The sequence below is a fragment of the Limosilactobacillus reuteri genome (assembly GCF_002254085.1).
In the GTDB taxonomy this organism is placed as follows: domain Bacteria; phylum Bacillota; class Bacilli; order Lactobacillales; family Lactobacillaceae; genus Limosilactobacillus; species Limosilactobacillus reuteri_K.
In genome coordinates, this window is record NZ_NGPY01000033.1 from 51,076 (window position 1) to 69,491 (window position 18,416).

Sequence of the window (18,416 nt, forward strand, 5' to 3'; positions counted from 1 at the left end):
ATAAGAGAGGACCGTGGCAAGTAATTCCGTGGTCCTTTCTATCAACTATTTATTTTAAAATCAACAATCCGATACTGTTCTTCTGAATTAAAAAGCAATTCGACCGCTTGCTGACCCAATTTGCGGGGTTGTAAGTCAACCTTTTCTTCTTGATTAATTAACATCCCCATCAACCGACTATTGTTAAAACAAATAGTTGGTAAATTAAATTCTTGTAGTTGCCGTATTAATCGTACCAGCAACAAGTCATCAACACAAACAATCGAATCGATTTGCGGATGTTGTTTAATAAAATCTTTAACTGCGGTCCCCGTTGGTGAATATTGCCAGCTAAGAGCAGGAAGTTGGTGATTTTGCATACTCTGCTCATAACCTTGATGTCTATCTTGTTCAAATGCCCAATTACTTGCAGATTGAAGAAAGACGGGGTGGCTGACCTCCTGATGATTCATCAGATAATCAGTCGCCGCTTGCCCTGCCGCTACATTATCATTGTCGACAAAACGATCTTGAGCCTTATCCGGGTGACCGATTACCACAAAATTAAGGTTATTTTGGCGCAGGTAATTAGTAATGGGATCATCTTTAACCGTATAAAGTACTAAAAAGTTATGCACCTTCGACTGTTCGACCATCGATTTTACGCTTTGTAAAAGGTCGGTCGTAGTTGGCGCAATTGCCACAACCATTTCATAGTGAATCGGCTTTAATGCCATGCTAATTCCCCGTAATAAGTCAATATGGAAAGGGTTAGCAGGCGCAGTATCACTGGTTACCGGAAAAATAATTCCAACCATGTTTGATTCGCCCCGTGTTAGGTTCTGTGCATTGTAATTTGGTTGATAACCCAACTCTTTAGCAATCGTCGCTATTCGTTGTCGTGTTTTTTCACTAATTCGTGGATTATGGTTTAAAGCTCGAGAAGCAGTTGAAACCGATACCCCTGCTTTTTGTGCAATATCTTTAATTGTCGCCAACTAATCACCCTCTTTTGTAAATAACACGAACTCTCCTAATTCTAACAGGTAAAGCCCCATTTGGACAACTGGAATCCCTTCCATTAGGTTCAAAGCTTCTTTGTAGAGCTCTAATTGTCCCCGGTATCGGTCCTTTATCCGTGCCAGATCAAAGTCGCGGTAATCTTTATTAAGGTGATCGGTCTTATAGTCAACTAGAATAATTCCCTCGTCAGTTCTTAAGTAGCCATCAATGATTCCGTGAATTAAAATACGCTCATCATCGCTAACATTTACCCCTTTAAATAATTCATGACCATTCATAATCATTGAGAACGGGACTTCGCGATGATAATCTGTCGGATGCTTTAAGATGTTCTGGCCAACAGCGGTCTGATAAAAGGCCACTATTCCCTCACGATTGATTCGTGCTGCCACAACCGGATTGATCAATTTTTCTCCTACTAATTTTTGAATTTCTTGGTCAACAAATTCAACGTTAATCGGACCTTTATCAAGTGGGAGTTTCTGGAAAACAAGGTGCGTTGCTGTTCCGATTTCTGTTGCTACTGGTTCATGAGTAGTCTGTTGGATGAAAGCCGGGACATCAAAGTTATTATTTAAGTAAATTCCTTGTGTCTTTACCTTTTGTTGTTGACCATAATCCCACCGCGCCATATCACGTGTATCAGGATCTTCAAAGACTCGTTTTACATCAGTAACAGATTGGTAAGCAGTTGTTTTAGTAGCGACAAGATGGGGGTAACGATAGCGCAAAATTTGCTCAATCTTTTGTTCAGAAGCATCAGTTGCGACTATATTGTTCTTTTCCGTTACATTAGCACTAGCATTTTGCCCAATTCTTGCTAATCCATCGCTAACATCAAGCGCGGTATATGTTTTTGCAATAAAGTGAGGATCAGCAGCCAAACCAGTAACTTTAGTATCAGCAAGCGTGCTTTCTTCTAACGTGACATTTCCACGACTCAATTGTTGCGCGTTGAATTCTGGATAACGAGCCAGGGCAAGGCCAACCCAGTCCATAAATGAATTTGCAGTGATCCGTGGCTGCGGGCCAATTAATAAATTCTTACTCTGATAAGCTTTTTGCCACCGCTGCCATGACCCAGCAAGACTTTGTGTCCGCATTTCTTCATTAAAGGATCCCGTAATAACTAATCGCTGTTCCGCACGGGTCAGTGCAACATAGAGAACCCGAAGATCTTCTGCCCGTTCGCCGCGCTGAATTTCTTCAATCACTGCTTGCCGTTGTGGCGTATCATAAATAACCCGTTGATCATCCATGTAACGAATCCCTACCCCCGCAACGGCATCGACAACTGCATTTTCACGAGTTGCTCCTTTGTTAAAGCCATGTGTGGCATCAATTAGAAATACCACAGGGAATTGCAGACCCTTACTTCCGTGAATCGTCATAACATTAACCGTATTTGCAGTTAACTGTGTCGGTGCTACGCCTAAATCTTTATCATGTTCCTGCATCTTCTCAATAAAGCGAATAAATTGATAAAGACCCTTAAAACTGCTTTGTTCATAGGAGTGTGCACGTTGATAAAGGGCATGGAGGTTTGCTTGCCGTTGGTGGCCTCCTGGCATTGCTCCAACGTAATCAAGGTAACCTGTTTGGTCATAGATTTGCCAAATTAAGTCAACGAGGGTTTGCTGTTGGGCTGTTTGTCGAAAGACACGAAGCAAACCTAAGAAGTGATCTGCTTTTTCATAAAGGGCATTTACCTGTTCAGAAGTAAGAAGCGATTGATGGCGAAGCGCCTTTCGCTGGTAATTACTCATGAATGTTTGCAAGGCGGCGTAGTAATCGACAGATCGATTCTGAAGACGGATAAAAGCTAATTCTTGGTTAGTTAACCCGACAATCGGTGACCGCAAAACAGCAACTAATGGAATATCCTGTTGTGGATTATCAATTATCTTCAACAAGGACATCATTACTCGCACTTCAGTAGCTTGAAAATAACTTTCAACATCGTGAACTGTCAATGGAATATTAAGTTTATTAAACTCTTCCATCAAAGAATTATTGATTGCCTTTGTCCGTTCAAGCAAAACAATATCACCGTACTGAATTGGATGCATCTGTCCATCTTCTGGATGAAAAATTAACTCTTGATTTTCGACCATCTGCTTAATTCGCATCCCGATCATCCGAAATTCTCCAGCTAATTTATCATCCTCATGTTCAACATCTTCTTTTTCTGGATCAAGGGCATTCGCGTCATACAGTAACACTTCTGTTGGGTGAACCTTATTAGCTTGATTTTCTTCGTAATAAGTGGCGGCATATTTTAAATGGGCATCTTCGTCGTAATCAATTTCACCAACTTCCCTATCCATCAGTTGTTCGAAAAGGACATTAGTAAAGCTTGTCACATTAGTCATCGACCGGAAATTTTCCCCTAAAACAATCGCTTCCCCGTCGTTACCTTGACGATAGTTTTGATATTTCCCAAGAAATAATGTTGGATCAGCTTCACGGAACCGGTAAATCGATTGCTTAACATCCCCTACCATAAATAGGTTCTTGCGTTCAGGAGATGTTAACTTCATCAAAATACTTTCCTGAAGGCGGTTCGTATCCTGATATTCATCAATCATAATTTCCTGATAATGATTTTGCAGATCTTTGACAAGGGTTTGCCAGTTTGGCTGGTCGTCTGGCGGCGTTAAAATGGCGTACGCGTAGTGCTCCAAGTCACTAAATTCAAGGACATGCCGATTCAGCTTAGTTTGTTGGTATCGCCGACGGAAATTAATCGTTACCGCGCTCAATTCGCGTAGAAGTTCCTGAGCATGCGTTGAAATTAATCGAAATTGGTCTTCACGATAATTAAAAAAGCGATCGACTAACTGATCAAATTGCTTCTTTATTCCTGTGCGAGCACTTCCCAGTGATTTATATACTTCCTCAGCTAACTCATCATCTTTCGGTTTACCGCCCATTCGTGCAAATTTAGCATTAGCAAATAAGTCTCGAATAGTATTCCAAGTAGGTGGCTGCAATAAGTCTAAAAGCTCCTGCATCATCTGCTGGTCTTTTTGCAATGAATCAACAGTTTTAGCGTCTAATTGACTTTCAGTTGCTTTGCTTAACAAGTCTGTAAATTGATCACGGAAAGTCGTTAGCTTAGTTAGCAGCTCTTCTTTTGCAATTGGTTCCTGTGCTTCCTGCTTTCCCAAGTAAGTACTAACCATTTGTTCCCACTGCTTCTTTAGCTGATTACGCTGCTTTTGAATGTCTTTAAATACATCAATCCGTGGATCATCTGCCGCTGGTCGTCCCCGAAAACTACCAAACTTTTGCTGCGCCATCATTTGGCAAACATCACTGACGGTAATCCCCCCTAGTGAAGAAAGAAGTTGGTGCATCAACTCTTTATCACTCTTAATAACCTCGGCTGCTTGGTCTAGTCCATTATCATTAGCTCTTGTTGATAATTCACGATAATCTTGAATGAACTGATTGAGCTTTTCAATGACAAGGGGCTTTAGCTGTTGTTGATAAAAATTAGATTCTAATAGTGAGCCCGACCCTAAATCATAATTATCTGGTAATTTTTGGAGCCACTTTTCGGGATCAGGCTGGGCATTAGCAATTTCATATAACCGTAAAATCAAGTCGTCGAGTCCTTGGTCATCACGGTCACTAGAAAAGTTGAGAACTAGTTCGCTAAAGGAAGCTCTTCCCGAAACTTTTTCTTCAGCATTTTTATATAATTCTTCGCTAACTTCATGCCAGACATCTTCTTGAAGTAATAATCGCTCTGTTTCATCAGTTAAGAGCCGAAATTGTGGGTCAAGATCAATTAAGTAGTAGTAGCGCTTTATTAACTTTAAACAAAAAGCATGAATTGTACTGATATCTGCAGCCGCAAGCCGGTTAATTTGATTACTCATCCGGTCACGTAAATCTTTGGGATTAGCTGAATCTTGTACTATTTTCTGCAAGGCTGCCCTGATTTTATCCCGCATATTCTTTGCTGCTGCGTCCGTGAATGTTACGAGCAGCATTCGATCAATGCTTTGCCCTTCTTTAATCAATTCAATTGTCCGATTTACTAGCACAGCCGTTTTTCCTGATCCCGCGGAAGCTGAAACTAGGATATTTTCTCCACGGTCATTTATCGCCTTGGATTGAGCAGGCGTTGGTTTAAATCCAGCCATTACTTCTTATCCTCCTCATCATCGTCTTGGACTACATTATCAAATGCTTCTTTTGCTAAATTAGGATTTAAGTCGCGGTAGTTTTGCTGGTCAAGCATATTATCAAACTGAAATACATCTAAAAAGTCACTATAATCAAGTCCTGTGCGGCGGTTGCTTCCAGTTAATAACCGGTAAGGGTTCAGTTTCAAGTCACCACTCAAAATTTGATTACCCGCATTAATCACAAGTTTCTTATTCATATTTTGCAGCCAATCAAGTTGTTGCGGTGTAACGAGAAGCGCTTCTTTATTAGCTTTGATTTTTCCATTCTTATATTCCTTAAGTGGGTATAAGAATGCTTGTTTATCTAAGCTCTTATCTAACTCCCGCAATAATTGTGGATCATTCAAGAGGATTCCCTTGTATTGGTGTTCTTTTAATTTCAAATCATCAAGGGAACTTTTCTTTAACTCGGCAACCTTAATTGTCGGATTATTCAAACGAAGATATAATGCCCCTGCCAGTCGAGGATTATTCGTTTCCAATTCAGTTAAGTTTGCCTGTAACCCGTTAAGATAGGTTAAAAGTTGGAGAGAGAGTCCATAATAAGCTGAAGTGAGGTCAAAAAGATGATTACTCGACTTATAGTCAACGACCGTCAAGAAATTATCGTTTCCTTGCTTAAGATTATCGATTCGATCAATTCGTCCCCGCAGATAAATATGATGATTATCTTTAAGCGGATAATCAAGAGAACCAAGGTTGCCCGGCTGTTGGTTACCAATTCGTCCAAACTGAACTTCGGTTTTTACTGGCTGCGAGCCGGTATATTCAGCTTGGCGGCATAATGTAATTAACATTGTTTTAACGATTGCGGTTAATTGCTGATATTGGAATTGGGCTTGGGCTGAAGAATTAACGAGCCGCAATAAAGTTGGCTGATTCTCTTGGGCTGTAACTAATGCATGGTCAATCAGCTGGTCACGTTGCATCTGATTATCTTTGTGGGCAAGGTCTGCAAATGACAAATTATTTTCTCGAATTGTTGTAACAAAAGTCTCCATTGCTTTATGGAAGAAGGTACCGATACGGTCATTAGATAAGGTTAACTCATCTCGTTTTTGCAACCTCAAGCCATACTTAAGGAAATATTCGTACTGATTAATATAAAAATCTTGCAACTGCGAAATCGAGGCATATAATACCCGCCCGCGCTCATCATCTGGAGCTGCCCGGAGATAAAGTGCCTGAGCCAATTTATTTCCCAGGGAATCAATCTTATTTTGATAATGGAAACCAGCAGCAACTAAAGATAGACGCTGACCTAGTGATATTCCTTCTGCTTGAACCTTAGCATCCGCTGATTGTTGCCATTGCTTAGCTAACTTAACTAACGATTCAGCAACTGTTTGCCATCCAACGGGCATGATCGGTTGACAATCAATGCCAACCCCTTGCTCATCACGAATTTGCCGGCTAACTTCAACTAACCGGTTTATTGTTGCAAGCGGGGCACTAACAAAATCAATAGCATTCTCTTGTCCGGCCTTGCTAGTAGCTAATGGATATTCACGAACTGGTTGACCAAAGTAACGAGCCATATCATGCATATATGGCGATATACTGAGTTCCTTATCATCACTATCAGTTTGCGGTGCCGAGAAAATCAACCGTTCCTTAGCGTTCATAAAGCCAGTATAGTGGACAAATGGCTCATCAATCAGTTGGTCAATTGCCGTTCCAGGAAGGTATTGGAAATCTTCATCAAGATAAGTACTCAAAATATCCTTATCTTGGTCCGTTAGCAAACTATCACTTTCTTGCATCTCAGGCATCACATCATCAGTTGACCCAATCATAAAAACTACTTTTCGGTTTTCACTTTGGACAATTCCAGTTTCAGAGACTACCACTTGGTCTAACGTTGCCGGAATCTGAGAATACTGGGCCGCCGCAAAACCTGCCTGGAGCAATTCACTGAAATCTGCAAGGACCTCACTAGTTCCGTTCCGTAGTTCTTGTTGGCCCAAGATTTCCACATATTCTTGGAGAATTTGGCAAAAGGTAGTCCAGACTTGTTGTGGTTGGCGTGCGAGGTCTAAATCTCGGGTACTTTGGTATTGCTGCCAAGCATATAACCGGTCTGTAACTCCCATGGCAGCTAAGAACTGGTATAACGCAGTGGCAAGTTCTTGTCCTGTTTGCGCTTGTTTAAACTGGTCGAAAACTGGCAGTAAGTGGTTCGCAACAAAATCTTTTACCAGGGCTAACTGGTCATTTAATTTTTCTAAACGTGACTGTTCATACTTTGGATCTGTCAGGTTCGTTCCGGGCACCTGCCATAATTGCTTAATCTTTTCTGGATCATTAGTTGTCCAAGCATTTTTTCCCTCAATTGCCTGCTTAAGGCACCAATTCTCAGTAGTAAAAACTGCTGCTTGGAAATCACTTAGCCCCATCAGGTCACCAGTGCCTATCCGTGGAACAAGTAACCATGTCTTCAGCAATTGGATGATGTCTGCTGTTCGATAGCCTCGCTGCGGTAATTCTAATAGTGTTGTGAGCAGTGTTACTAGCGGATGGTTATCCATCAATCGTTCATGATCATTAAAAACTGGAATATTATGCGCAGCAAAAACCGGTTCAATCATTGTTTGATAGCCGTCAAGGTGGCGACTAAGAATAAGGAAGTCACGATAACGATATTTACCACTAGCAACTAATTGGCGAATCTGGGTAGCCACATTATTCAATTCAGTCATCCGATTAGTGGTTGTCATAAATTGAATATTTTGGGGGCAAGAAAGTTCTTCCCGCTCGCCGGGGCTAATTGGTTCGCTTGCATAACGCTTAAAATACGAATCAACTTGTTGTAATTCCGCATCAACGCGAGGAATCGTCGCAAACGCTACATTTTGCAAAACCTTCACTTCTTTTTGATGCATTTGGCCAAATTTCCATAAACGGTGAAATTGCATCGCGGAGGAATAAAACAGATTATTTTTAGGAGGAAGTTCCTGGGGATTTGGATGATTCTGGTCTGGGTAGCCACGATCAAGAGTTAAAGAAATAGTTGTCGATGCGGCATTCGTAATTAATGCATCCACTACCTGTTGTTCATTTGCAGTAAATTGAGCAAAACGGTCAATAAAAAAGTGCATCTTAGCAACTTCTGGTGATTTTTGAAGGTAAGACACTAATTGCCGGTACAACTCGTTATTACCAATGTATCGGTCACGCAACCGCTCTTCATAAGCATGATATATAATTTCAACATCATGCATTTTAGCTAGCCACGCCTGATTAGCTGCTGGGTCATTCGCGGACTTCACCTGGGAAATAATATCGGTTAAGTCATCGGCGGTTATGTTGGCATTTTTTAATTCTTCAAGCTGGGCTGTCATCTTTTGAATAAATCCAGCTTGTTTTACTTCGCTCGCATATAAACGGAGCTCACTTGCCTGTTCTTGAACAACTTGGGAAGTTAGCATCGCCATCCCAATTTTAGAAAGGTGTTGTTTTTGAAATGCTGGAGTATCTCGTAAAAGGTACCAAGCAAGCCGGCTAAACGAAAGTACCTGTACGCGTGAAGAGGCGAACCGGTCACTTCCGCTAAGTCCTTGACGATCACGAAGACCAGCAAGGACATTAATTTCAGTTTCAAACTTAATATGGTTAGGCACCAAATAATAAAAGCTCTCATCATCAGATGCATTCTTTATCTGGTCAACTAATTGATCAATCAACACTTGCTGATGATCCATCGCTGCTGTTCCTAAAACAAATCCCAGTGTTCCCATAATCTTTAATCCTTTCTATCGCTTAAATTGCTCCTCTAATTTTATCATAAAACGAACATATATTCTTTAGCTAAAAACGAGTAGGCATGTATTTCATTCCTACTCGTTTTATCATTATAAAATTGGGGACAGCAGACGTGACACCGTTTGCTTAAACTTCAACCAGCGCGGTTGCTCAGCAAACATTGCAGGTGTAATTACCCGGCAGTCGCGGATATCATTAACAAAAATCTGCTCAAGATCATCTACTGTAGTTTGATTATAAATAAAGGCATTGATTTCGAAATTTAATTTAAAACTCCGAAAGTCAAGGTTAGCAGATCCAACAGAGGCCATTCGACCGTCAATCATCATTGTCTTAGCGTGGAGAAAACCCTTCTGATAGTAATAAATTGTTACACCATGATTAGCAAGCTCACGAGCATAATACTGTGTTGCCCGATATACAAAGGCATGGTCAGGCATTGAAGGAATCATTATCCGTACATCGATTCCTGAATGAGCAGCCACTTTTAGCGCATCCAAAATACTATCGTCGGGGATCAAGTAAGGAGTTTGAATCCAAATATGATCCTGCGCTGCATTAATTAGCCGTAAATATCCCATTTTAATTTTTTCCAAAGGCGCTTCAGGACCACTAGAGACAGTCTGCAACGCAACATTCCCATGAACCCTAATTGGTTGGAAGTAAGGATGATAATGAACAATCTTATTTTTATCCTTTTTCATTGATGCATTCCAGTCGCCGATAAACCGTCGCTGAAGCCCATAAACGCCACCGCCGATAATTCGAAGGTGGGTATCACGCCATGGACCAAATTTAGAAACACGCCCTAGGTATTGATCCCCAATATTAAAGCCACCAACATAACCAATCTCACCATCAATAACAACGATTTTCCGGTGATCCCGGTAATTTATCCGAAAATCAAAAAAATTACTTCGTGACATCAGGAACGGAGCCGCATAACCACCGACTTCACGTAAATGATCATAGAAACTTGGCCAGACTCCCATCGATCCCCATGAATCATAGAGAACTCGCACTTCTACTCCCTCAGCCGCCTTTTGTTCAAGCAGAGTTCGTAACTCATTACCAATTTGATCATTATAAATTGTATAAAATTCAATATGGATACTCTTTTTCGCTGCGGCAATATCATCAAACATTTGCTTAAAAAGCACATTGCCATTTGTAAAAATATTAACGGTATTGTGCCGCGTCAAAAACGAGTCATCAATACTTTGAAAAAGCATGATGGTTCGTCGATAAATCTGAACGGTTTGGTCTTTGGGCTTCGGCATATTGATGAATTGCTGCTTTTGCTTTTCTAGTGCTTGTTTTAATTTTAGCTGCGTTTGTGATTTTATTCGGGCTAATTGTTTATGCGGTAATTTTCGCCCAAAGAAAGCATATAGAATAAAACCAACCCCAGGAATCAGCATTAACACCAACAGCCATGCCCAAGTTGCGGCAATATCCCGTTTTTCACGGAAAACAGTATAAATGGCTGCAATTTCATTGACGAGAATAACCAGTAGCAAACACCACCAAATAATTGTCCATGTTAATGCCATCGCTTATCCTCCATTCATCTCATTGCTTTTCATTCTAACGCAAACTACTTCTTTCTGAAATATAATCTCGCCTATTTTCTCCGCTGAATAAGGCTAAATGTCGTACAATAGAAATATTATTAATCAAGGGAGGATACTAATGGCAGAAATATATTTGCGCCGCGCCCAGACCCAAGACTTAGCGGCAATCATGAAGATAATTGATGATGCAAAGAACCTTCTAAAGAAAAATGGCAGTCCGCAATGGCAAAACGGTTACCCAAATCGAGAAACTTTTGCTCAAGATATTGCAACGCAAACAAACTGGGTATTAATTAATGGTAATAAAGTAGCGGCAACTGCGACTCTTCAGCTCACCCCAGAACCGACCTACCGTAATATTACACAGGGACAGTGGCAACAACCAGATGAACCTTACGCTACCATTCACCGGGTTACCATCAGCAGTAATTATCGCGGACAAGGACTTAGTAAATTGCTCTTTTCTAACTTGCTAACAGTTGGCCAAATGCAAGGAATTAAGAATTTTCGGGTTGACACTCACCGCAACAATAAAGCGATGCAACACGTTGTCGAAAATTTCAACTTTAAAAGACGAGGAATCATTAAAGTTAATGACCAAAATGATCCCGAGCGATTAGCCTATGAGCTAAACTTAGGAATCCATCATAAGCTTACTCGAATCAATAATAATTTTATGCAACCATTGATTGACAAGCTATAAGAATGACAGTTTAAAAATAACAAAGAGGTTGGGTGTTTCCCAGCCTCTTTGTTGTATTTATTTAACCGTTTCGGATTAGTTGTGGCGCTTCTTTGAGCTGTAAGTGATACCAAGTGTACCAAGTAATGCAGTGGCAGCTAAAGCAATAATTGACATAGAAGATTGATCGACCTTTTGTGATGATTCACTCTTCTTAGCAGGAGTTTGCTTCTTAGCAACAGTATCAGCTTTTACAACTGACTTCTCACTGTTGTCTGCTTTAGTGGCTTTATTATCAGCAGTAGAAGCAACCGGTGTTTGTGTACCATTATTTGTAGTAGCAGCAACTGCAGCAGTTTGTGCTACAACTGGAGCGGAACTTTCATTACTATTAGCAGTGTTTTCAGCAGCATGATTTACTGTAGCAACAACTGGTGCAACTGTAATTGGTGTTTGTGTAGCTGTCTTTACAATCAATGGTGCTGAAATTGGTTGAACGCGTCCAGTAGTTTCAGCTTGTAGACGGTTTGTAACCGTTGGGAAAGCAACAGTATCAACATTGCCGTCATTAGCTGCGTTCACTGCTGTAGGAAGAACAACAGTATTATTTGCTAACCGAACTTCATTAGCTCTCTTAGCGTCTTCACGTTGTTGAATAGCTGCTAATTGAACGTTGAATTGTTCAGCAAGTTTGTTATAAGCAGCCTTGTTTTCAGCCTTTAATTCAGCAAGAACAGCATCACCATGGGCAATAACTGCTTGGTGTTGATCTTGCAATTGCTTGATTTGTGGGTCAATGCTTGGAACAAGTTCATTAATCTTAGCATTAAGCTTTGCATTTTCAGTTTTCTTGATATTAGCGATCTTAGCGTCACGATCAGCAGCAAGCTTTTGTGCGGCTACTTGATCAGCCTTTACTAAGTTTTGGTAGGCACTGTCTAATTGAGCCTTGTAAGCTTGAAGGTCAACAGCTCCAGTAGCCTTAAGAGCAGCATCACGAACACTAGTTGCCTTAGTTACTGCAGCATCATAGTTAGCCTTTACTTGAGCCTTCGCATCATTATATTGTTGTTCAAGCTTATTTAAGCTAGCTTGGTGGGCACTAGCTAATGCATCAAGGGATTGTTGTGCTTGTGCCTTAGCATCAGCTAATTTTTGTTGTTCACTAGCAGTAGCTTTTTGCACATCAATAGCAGTTGGTGTAACTGTCTTTGTACCTGGTACCTTATTAACGTGATATTGAGCAGTCTTAATAGTATTTAATTGTGCATCAACAGTTGAAGTACCCCATACATTACGATTTTGAACTTCTTTAGTTAAGTTAGCATCATGATCAATGTTAAATCCGACATGATCAAATGTTACAGCATATGATGGGTTCTTGCGATCAGAAACACCTGATCCACTCTTAGCAGTCATTTCATCAGTTAGCTTTTGGAAGCCAATTCCCACAGTGCGAACACCAGCACGAAGAAGATTGACTGCATGTCCACCGATGTGTGTTGGGTTTACCAATTCACCATAGTACATACCCTGCATTGAGTTGTAGAGATTAATAGCGTAATTTAGAAGAGTTGGCGTTCCAGCTTGCATAGTAGTTAAGTTTTCATTAACGTCAGTGTAAACTGTCTTACCATTAAATTCGCTTGTTAAATTCTTTTGCAAGTTTTGGGTGACATTATTAATAATGCTACTATAAGTTGCTTCGGTAGGCATTCCACTGTCTTTAACAGTATGGCTATTATTATCAACATTGTACTTTGTCCGGTTAGCAACAACTTGGTTAGCAATGTCATCAGTAAAGTCAGTACTTACTAAATCAACTGGAGCAACGTTTACAAAGCCATCATTCTTATTAACCGCATTGTAAAATTCACGGTAGTTTTGGAAAACATTGTTACGGAATCCATTTTCCCATGAAAGAGCTAATGCCCGTAATACTTGAACTTGAGCAGCTGTTAATCCATCAGCAGAAACTTTTTCTGAATGATCATTTTTAGCATCGTAACTTAATAGACCTGGTTGGAAATCTAATGGCATCTCCGAAATATCATGTGGAGTTGATTCAGCAGCCTTGTTTGTAATTACTACACTATCAGGATATTCACCATAGTAAGTATTAGCAAATTCAGGATAAGTATAATCAGAAACAGGAATAGCACCATTATAGCCACGAACTTCTAGATGAATTCCGTATTTTGCTACATAATCAGGAACCTTAACATCTGTTTGTGGTTTAGCAACTCGGCCAGTAACAGCAACCTCATTAGTAGTTGCGACTTCATAAGGCTTGTTAGCATTAGTAGTTGCGGTTGCAAGAGATGCTTCAGCATTTTTAACATTTTCTGCATTAGTTGCTTGTTGAGCAGATAGCTTACCTTGATAAGTATCATTTTCCTTAGCAACAGCTGAGTTATAATTATTGGCAGCAGCCTGTGCTCGGCTTGTTTGCGTATTAGCTGCATCACTTAAAGCTTGTTGATATTGTGCATTGATATCAGCAACAGCTTGTTGATTTTCAGCAGCTTGACTAACAGCTTGTGCGTACTGTTGATCATTTGCTGCACGTTGAATGGCTTCGTTTTGTTGTTGTGCGTTAATTTGTTGTTGGTATTCAGCATTAGCAGCTGAAGTTTGTGCTTCAATAGAAGCAGCAGTAGAAGCTTGTGCTTGTGCAATAGCACCGGCTTGTTCTTGTTCTCGAGCAGCATGACTAGCTTTTAATTGATCAATTTGTGCGTTGGTTTGTGCAAGATCCGCAGCATTTGATTGCTCGTTGGCCGTAGCTTGTTGAGCTTCTTTACTATCATTAGCTGATTGCAATTGTGCAAGTTGCTGATCAGCAGTTGCCCGAACTTGGCTATAAGTAACTTGGTCGTTACTTACTTGTGCATTATTTTGACTATTATCAGCGTGTACATCTGTCGTTGAAGTGGTGGTAACGACACCTGCTGTCAAGATTGCCCCCGCAATCAAAGCAGTTGAACGCCAATTATTTGTATTCGAATTTCTCATTTTAATAAACCCCCGTTTATGAAAAAATATTCAAAAGAAAATAAATTATTCATGCAAGGTTTATTGCTTAATGACTTAACAGTTCCTACTATATCAAGGTTTTGAGGGATTACAAGCGCTCGAATTTTTCAAACGATCGTTTTTGCATTTTGGCTATTCACCTGTTAAGTGTCCATACTTATAAGCTAAATTACTATTCATTAATCGCGTGAACAAATTTTTGTTTATAGCAAAAATCCCGTCATTTCAATATTTGTAAACTAATTACACGATTAGTGAAATAAAGTTATTGTAAATCCAAATTCTTGTTTCCTAAATAACATTTAGAATTAAAAAAAAGTTTAAAAACTTTAAACCCGTTCCAGTGATAATTATAGGTCATTAAATCACCTTTTATTTACTGCTAAAAGCACCTAAAAATCACTAAATTTTGATTTAACATTTCTTTATTTTTGTCTTATTTAAAGACGTTTGGTGGCTAAAGCAGCAGTTATTTCTACTATATTTTGTCTAATTTTAGCTCATTATTTAACAAGTGGTAACTTCATAAATCCTTGATATATAGGCATTCATCCAGCTTACAATTCATAAGGGCCTATCGATTGAATTGTCTTTCGCCAAATAAACAGATGTGCTGATAAGTCAACGCTAGATTTAAGCTGATTTTAGCTTCATTTTCGCTCGTTTTATGCATATTATCATTTACAATTCTTCCTATTTACCCCAAACTAAAAGTAAAAGATTATATTAAGGAGCTGACTTTAAATGAGGGTCACGTCTGCAAGTCTCTATAAGATTAATTTACCCCTCCAGTCAATTTTTAGGACCAGTTTTGGTCAAATGAAAACAAAGGACTTTATCCTGGTTGCCCTTCAAGACGAGGATGGTTTCACTGGTTACGGCGAATGTTCCGCATTTAGTATCCCTTTTTATACTGAGGAATTCAGGGATAGTGCCTACCTCTTACTACAAGATGTTCTTATTCCGACATTACTCAATCAAGAAATTACTACACCTGCACAGCTAACCACGGCTTTTCACACAATTAAAAGGAATAATATGGCTAAAGCTGCTATTGATACTGCAATGTGGGATCTGTACGCAAAAAGAAAACACCAATCACTCGGAAAAGTAATCGGTGGCAACAAAAAAGAAGTGTTAGCAGGCATTAGTATCGGAATCCAACCCTCGCCTGCAATATTAGTGCAAAAGGTTCAGCAAGCAGTTAAGGCTGGTTACCAGCGAGTCAAGGTTAAAATCAATCCAGAAGCCGACTATCAATATCTCAAAGCAGTACGAAACGCGTTTCCACAGCTCATGCTAATGGCCGATGCTAATTCTGCCTATCAGTTAAAGGACGCTGACCGCTTAAAAAAGCTTGACGAACTTGGGTTACTAATGATTGAGCAACCATTAGAAAGCGATGACCTGCTCCATCACGCACGCTTACAGCAACAGCTAACTACTCCTATTTGTCTAGATGAAAGCATTAATAGTCTCGCTGATGCGCAAGCAATGTATCAACTCGGCAGCGGGCGGATAATTAACATCAAAGTTAGTAAGGTTGGCGGCTTGACTATTGCAAAGGAGATTCAAGCATTTGCGCAAAGCCATCATATAGATTGCTGGTGTGGGGGAATGCTCGGTTCTGGAGTTGCTCGAGCTGCTGATATTGCTGCCGCCTCACTCCCCGGCTATACCCTCCCAAATGATATTTCCGCCTCCCAGCGTTACTTTGCTCATGACATTATCAAACCCTTAATCAGTTTAAATAATGGGAGATTAAAAGTCCCTATTTCTCCCGGTCTTGGGTTCAATTTAGATTGGGACACCATTCATCGCTATACTATAGAAGAAAACAAACTTTAAAAGACAAAAAGCATGAACTAACCCCTTTGAGTTAATTCATGCTTTTCTAGTTCTTATTAAGAAGGAAAATTACTTTTCATCTTTCTTATCTTCGTCAGACTTCTTGTCTTCTTCCTTCTTATTGTCTTTTTCTTCATCCTTCTTTTCAGATGGTGAGGTATATTCTTTACTATCGTCTTTTGAGGCGTCCTTAGCGTCAACAATTACAAGTTGGCCATCCTTCATTTCAGCAACAAGGTTCTTTGCATCGAGGTGGTCAAGGTAGTAATCAGTTACCTTATCACGGATTTCACGTTCGATAACCCGACGAAGAGGACGAGCACCCATGGCTTCATCGTAACCTTCATCAATAAGGTATTGCTTTGCAGTATCAGTAACCTTAACGTCCATGCCCTTCTTAGCCAATGTCCGGTTAACTTCAGCAAGCATTAAGTCAACGATTTGCTTCAAGTCTTCCTTAGTCAAACTGTGGAATTCAACAATAGCGTTGAACCGGTTCAAGAATTCAGGACGGAAGTAAGTAGTCAACTTCTTAATTAAGTCTTCTTCATCTTCGTTCCGACCCATCTTGACTGGAGCATCGTTGGAGTAGCCGGCATTTGATGTAGCAATGATAACAGTATTCTTAAAGTCAATAGTGTTACCTTGTCCATCAGTTAACCGACCATCATCAAGTACCTGAAGCAAGAGGGTGATAACTTGTGGGTTAGCCTTTTCAATTTCATCAAGAAGAATAATTGAATAAGGGTGACGACGAACCTTTTCAGTCAAGGTATTACCGTTGTCTTCGTAACCAACATAACCAGCAGTAGCACCGATCATCTTAGATACGGCTGTCCGATCAGAGTATTCAGACATATCTAACCGAATGATGTCATCCTTGCTGCCAAACATATCAAGGGCTAATTGCTTAGCAAGTTCAGTCTTACCAACACCAGTAGGTCCAACAAAGAGGAAGCTACCAATTGGTGAATCACCTTCGTCAAATCCGGCACGGTTACGACGAATAGCACGAGCAACTGCTTCAACAGCTTTATCTTGGCCAATAACCTTGCCTTCAAGCCGCTTGTCCATGTCCTTTAGACGTTCAACGTCACTAGCACCAATCTTAGAAACTGGAATACCAGTCATTTGTTCAACTGCCTTAGCAACGTCTTCTGGAGTAGCAGTAACCTTGTCAGATTCAGAGTTTTCACTCAATTGCTTCTTCAAGTCAGCAATCTTTTCCTTGGCTTCTTGAGCTGTCTTGTAGTCTTCTTTCTTAGCAGCAGCCTTTTGCTTCTTTTCTTCTGCTTCGATGTCCTTTTCAATTGCCTTAGCGTCCCGTGCGGGGTGCTTTGCTGCAAGGTGAGCAGCAGTCATATCAATTAAATCAATTGCCTTGTCAGGTAATGCGCGTTGCGGCATGTATTGAACAGAATAATCAACAGCTGCTTGAAGAACGTCATCTGGTAATTTTACATTGTGGTGACGTTCGTATAAGTCACGAATGCCTTTAAGGATAGCAACCGTATCAGCCTTGCTTGGAGCGTTAACAGTAACAGAATTGAACCGCCGTGCCAATGCTGCATCCTTCATAATTGTATTACGGTATTCGTCTTGTGTAGTAGCACCGATAACTGTTAGTTCACCACGAGATAATGCTGGCTTAATAATGTCAGACATACCCTTAGAACCGCTAGCGTCACCAGTTGAACCAGCACCAATAATTTGGTGAATTTCATCGAAGAAGAGGATAATGTTCCCTGCCTTCTTGACTTCATCAACTAATTTTTGCATGTTTTCTTCAAAACTACCACGATATTGAGTACCTGCTTCAAGGCCAGAAATATCAATACTAATAATTTCCTTATCCTTAATAGCAGCTGGTACGTCGCCAGAAACAATTGCTTGTGCTAATCCTTCAACAACAGCAGTCTTACCAACACCAGCGTCCCCAACTAATACAGGGTTGTTCTTTGTCCGCCGGCTTAAAATTTCAGCTGTTTCTTGGATTTCCTTGTTCCGCCCAATAACAGGGTCAAGTTCATGTTCACGTGCTTCTTGAGTTAAGTTTCGACCTAACTTGTGTAAGATACTATCCTTACCAGCGTTAGGTTGAGGGCCAGGTTGGCCACCTTGTTGAGGATTTGCACCGCCTGGCAATTGACCAGTTCTACGATATTCAGCAAATTCTTCTGGTGTTACTTCACGACCATTGATTAGGTAACGCCGATTATCAGAATTGAAACCATTCATGCCACCCATTAATTGATTAAAGATGTCATTCATGTCGTTGTCAAATGGATTCATTGGGTTTTGAGCCATATGCAA

The 18,416-nt window shown here is 40.3% G+C and carries 8 protein-coding genes; 2 read left to right on the top strand and 6 right to left on the bottom strand.

The window, feature by feature from the left end; translation table 11 throughout:
• Positions 1-41 precede the first annotated feature (41 nt).
• The 4 genes from CBG10_RS06895 to cls all read right to left on the bottom strand — a co-directional run bounded on the left by CBG10_RS06895 (position 42) and on the right by cls (position 10,516).
• Entirely contained in the window at positions 42-977 is a 936-nt protein-coding gene (locus tag CBG10_RS06895) for a LacI family DNA-binding transcriptional regulator (protein WP_094502664.1), read from the bottom strand.
• The gene (gene addA, locus CBG10_RS06900; RefSeq protein ID WP_094512118.1) at positions 978-5,156 is read right to left on the bottom strand and encodes a helicase-exonuclease AddAB subunit AddA; all 4,179 of its coding nucleotides are present in this window, start codon (positions 5,154-5,156) and stop codon (positions 978-980) included.
• A complete protein-coding gene (locus tag CBG10_RS06905) occupies positions 5,156-8,938 on the bottom strand; it encodes a PD-(D/E)XK nuclease family protein (RefSeq protein ID WP_094512119.1) in 3,783 nt (1,260 codons plus the stop codon). Before CBG10_RS06905 ends, addA begins: the two co-directional genes overlap by 1 nt.
• A 114-nt stretch (positions 8,939-9,052) precedes the next feature.
• The gene (gene cls / locus CBG10_RS06910) at positions 9,053-10,516 is read right to left on the bottom strand and encodes a cardiolipin synthase (protein WP_094508128.1); all 1,464 of its coding nucleotides are present in this window, start codon (positions 10,514-10,516) and stop codon (positions 9,053-9,055) included.
• A 97-nt stretch (positions 10,517-10,613) separates the two neighbouring features.
• Between cls and CBG10_RS06915 the strand changes: the two genes are divergently transcribed.
• Positions 10,614-11,240, top strand: coding sequence for a GNAT family N-acetyltransferase (locus CBG10_RS06915; RefSeq protein WP_094508126.1), 627 nt, complete (start codon positions 10,614-10,616; stop codon positions 11,238-11,240).
• A gap of 75 nt (positions 11,241-11,315) precedes the next feature.
• On the opposite strand, the gene CBG10_RS06920 is transcribed toward CBG10_RS06915, so the two are convergent.
• A complete protein-coding gene (locus CBG10_RS06920; protein WP_094512120.1) occupies positions 11,316-14,234 on the bottom strand; it encodes a coiled-coil domain-containing protein in 2,919 nt (972 codons plus the stop codon).
• 765 nt (positions 14,235-14,999) lie between these two features.
• Between CBG10_RS06920 and menC the strand changes: the two genes are divergently transcribed.
• Complete coding sequence (gene menC, locus CBG10_RS06925; protein ID WP_035151925.1) at positions 15,000-16,103, top strand: o-succinylbenzoate synthase; 1,104 nt, start codon at positions 15,000-15,002, stop codon at positions 16,101-16,103.
• A gap of 69 nt (positions 16,104-16,172) precedes the next feature.
• Here the strand turns inward: menC and CBG10_RS06930 are convergent, their stop codons facing one another.
• Entirely contained in the window at positions 16,173-18,410 is a 2,238-nt protein-coding gene (locus CBG10_RS06930) for an ATP-dependent Clp protease ATP-binding subunit (RefSeq protein ID WP_094512121.1), read from the bottom strand.
• Positions 18,411-18,416 lie beyond the last annotated feature (6 nt).

Excerpts from the sequence above, each read along its gene's own strand:
- addA (WP_094512118.1), bottom strand. The coding sequence starts at position 5,156 with ATGGCTGGATTTAAACCAACGCCTGCTCAATCCAAGGCGATAAATGAC.
- CBG10_RS06905 (WP_094512119.1), bottom strand. The coding sequence starts at position 8,938 with ATGGGAACACTGGGATTTGTTTTAGGAACAGCAGCGATGGATCATCAG.
- cls (WP_094508128.1), bottom strand. The coding sequence starts at position 10,516 with ATGGCATTAACATGGACAATTATTTGGTGGTGTTTGCTACTGGTTATT.
- CBG10_RS06915 (WP_094508126.1), top strand. The coding sequence starts at position 10,614 with ATGTCGTACAATAGAAATATTATTAATCAAGGGAGGATACTAATGGCA.
- CBG10_RS06920 (WP_094512120.1), bottom strand. The coding sequence starts at position 14,234 with ATGAGAAATTCGAATACAAATAATTGGCGTTCAACTGCTTTGATTGCG.
- menC (WP_035151925.1), top strand. The coding sequence starts at position 15,000 with ATGAGGGTCACGTCTGCAAGTCTCTATAAGATTAATTTACCCCTCCAG.
- CBG10_RS06930 (WP_094512121.1), bottom strand. The coding sequence starts at position 18,410 with ATGGCTCAAAACCCAATGAATCCATTTGACAACGACATGAATGACATC.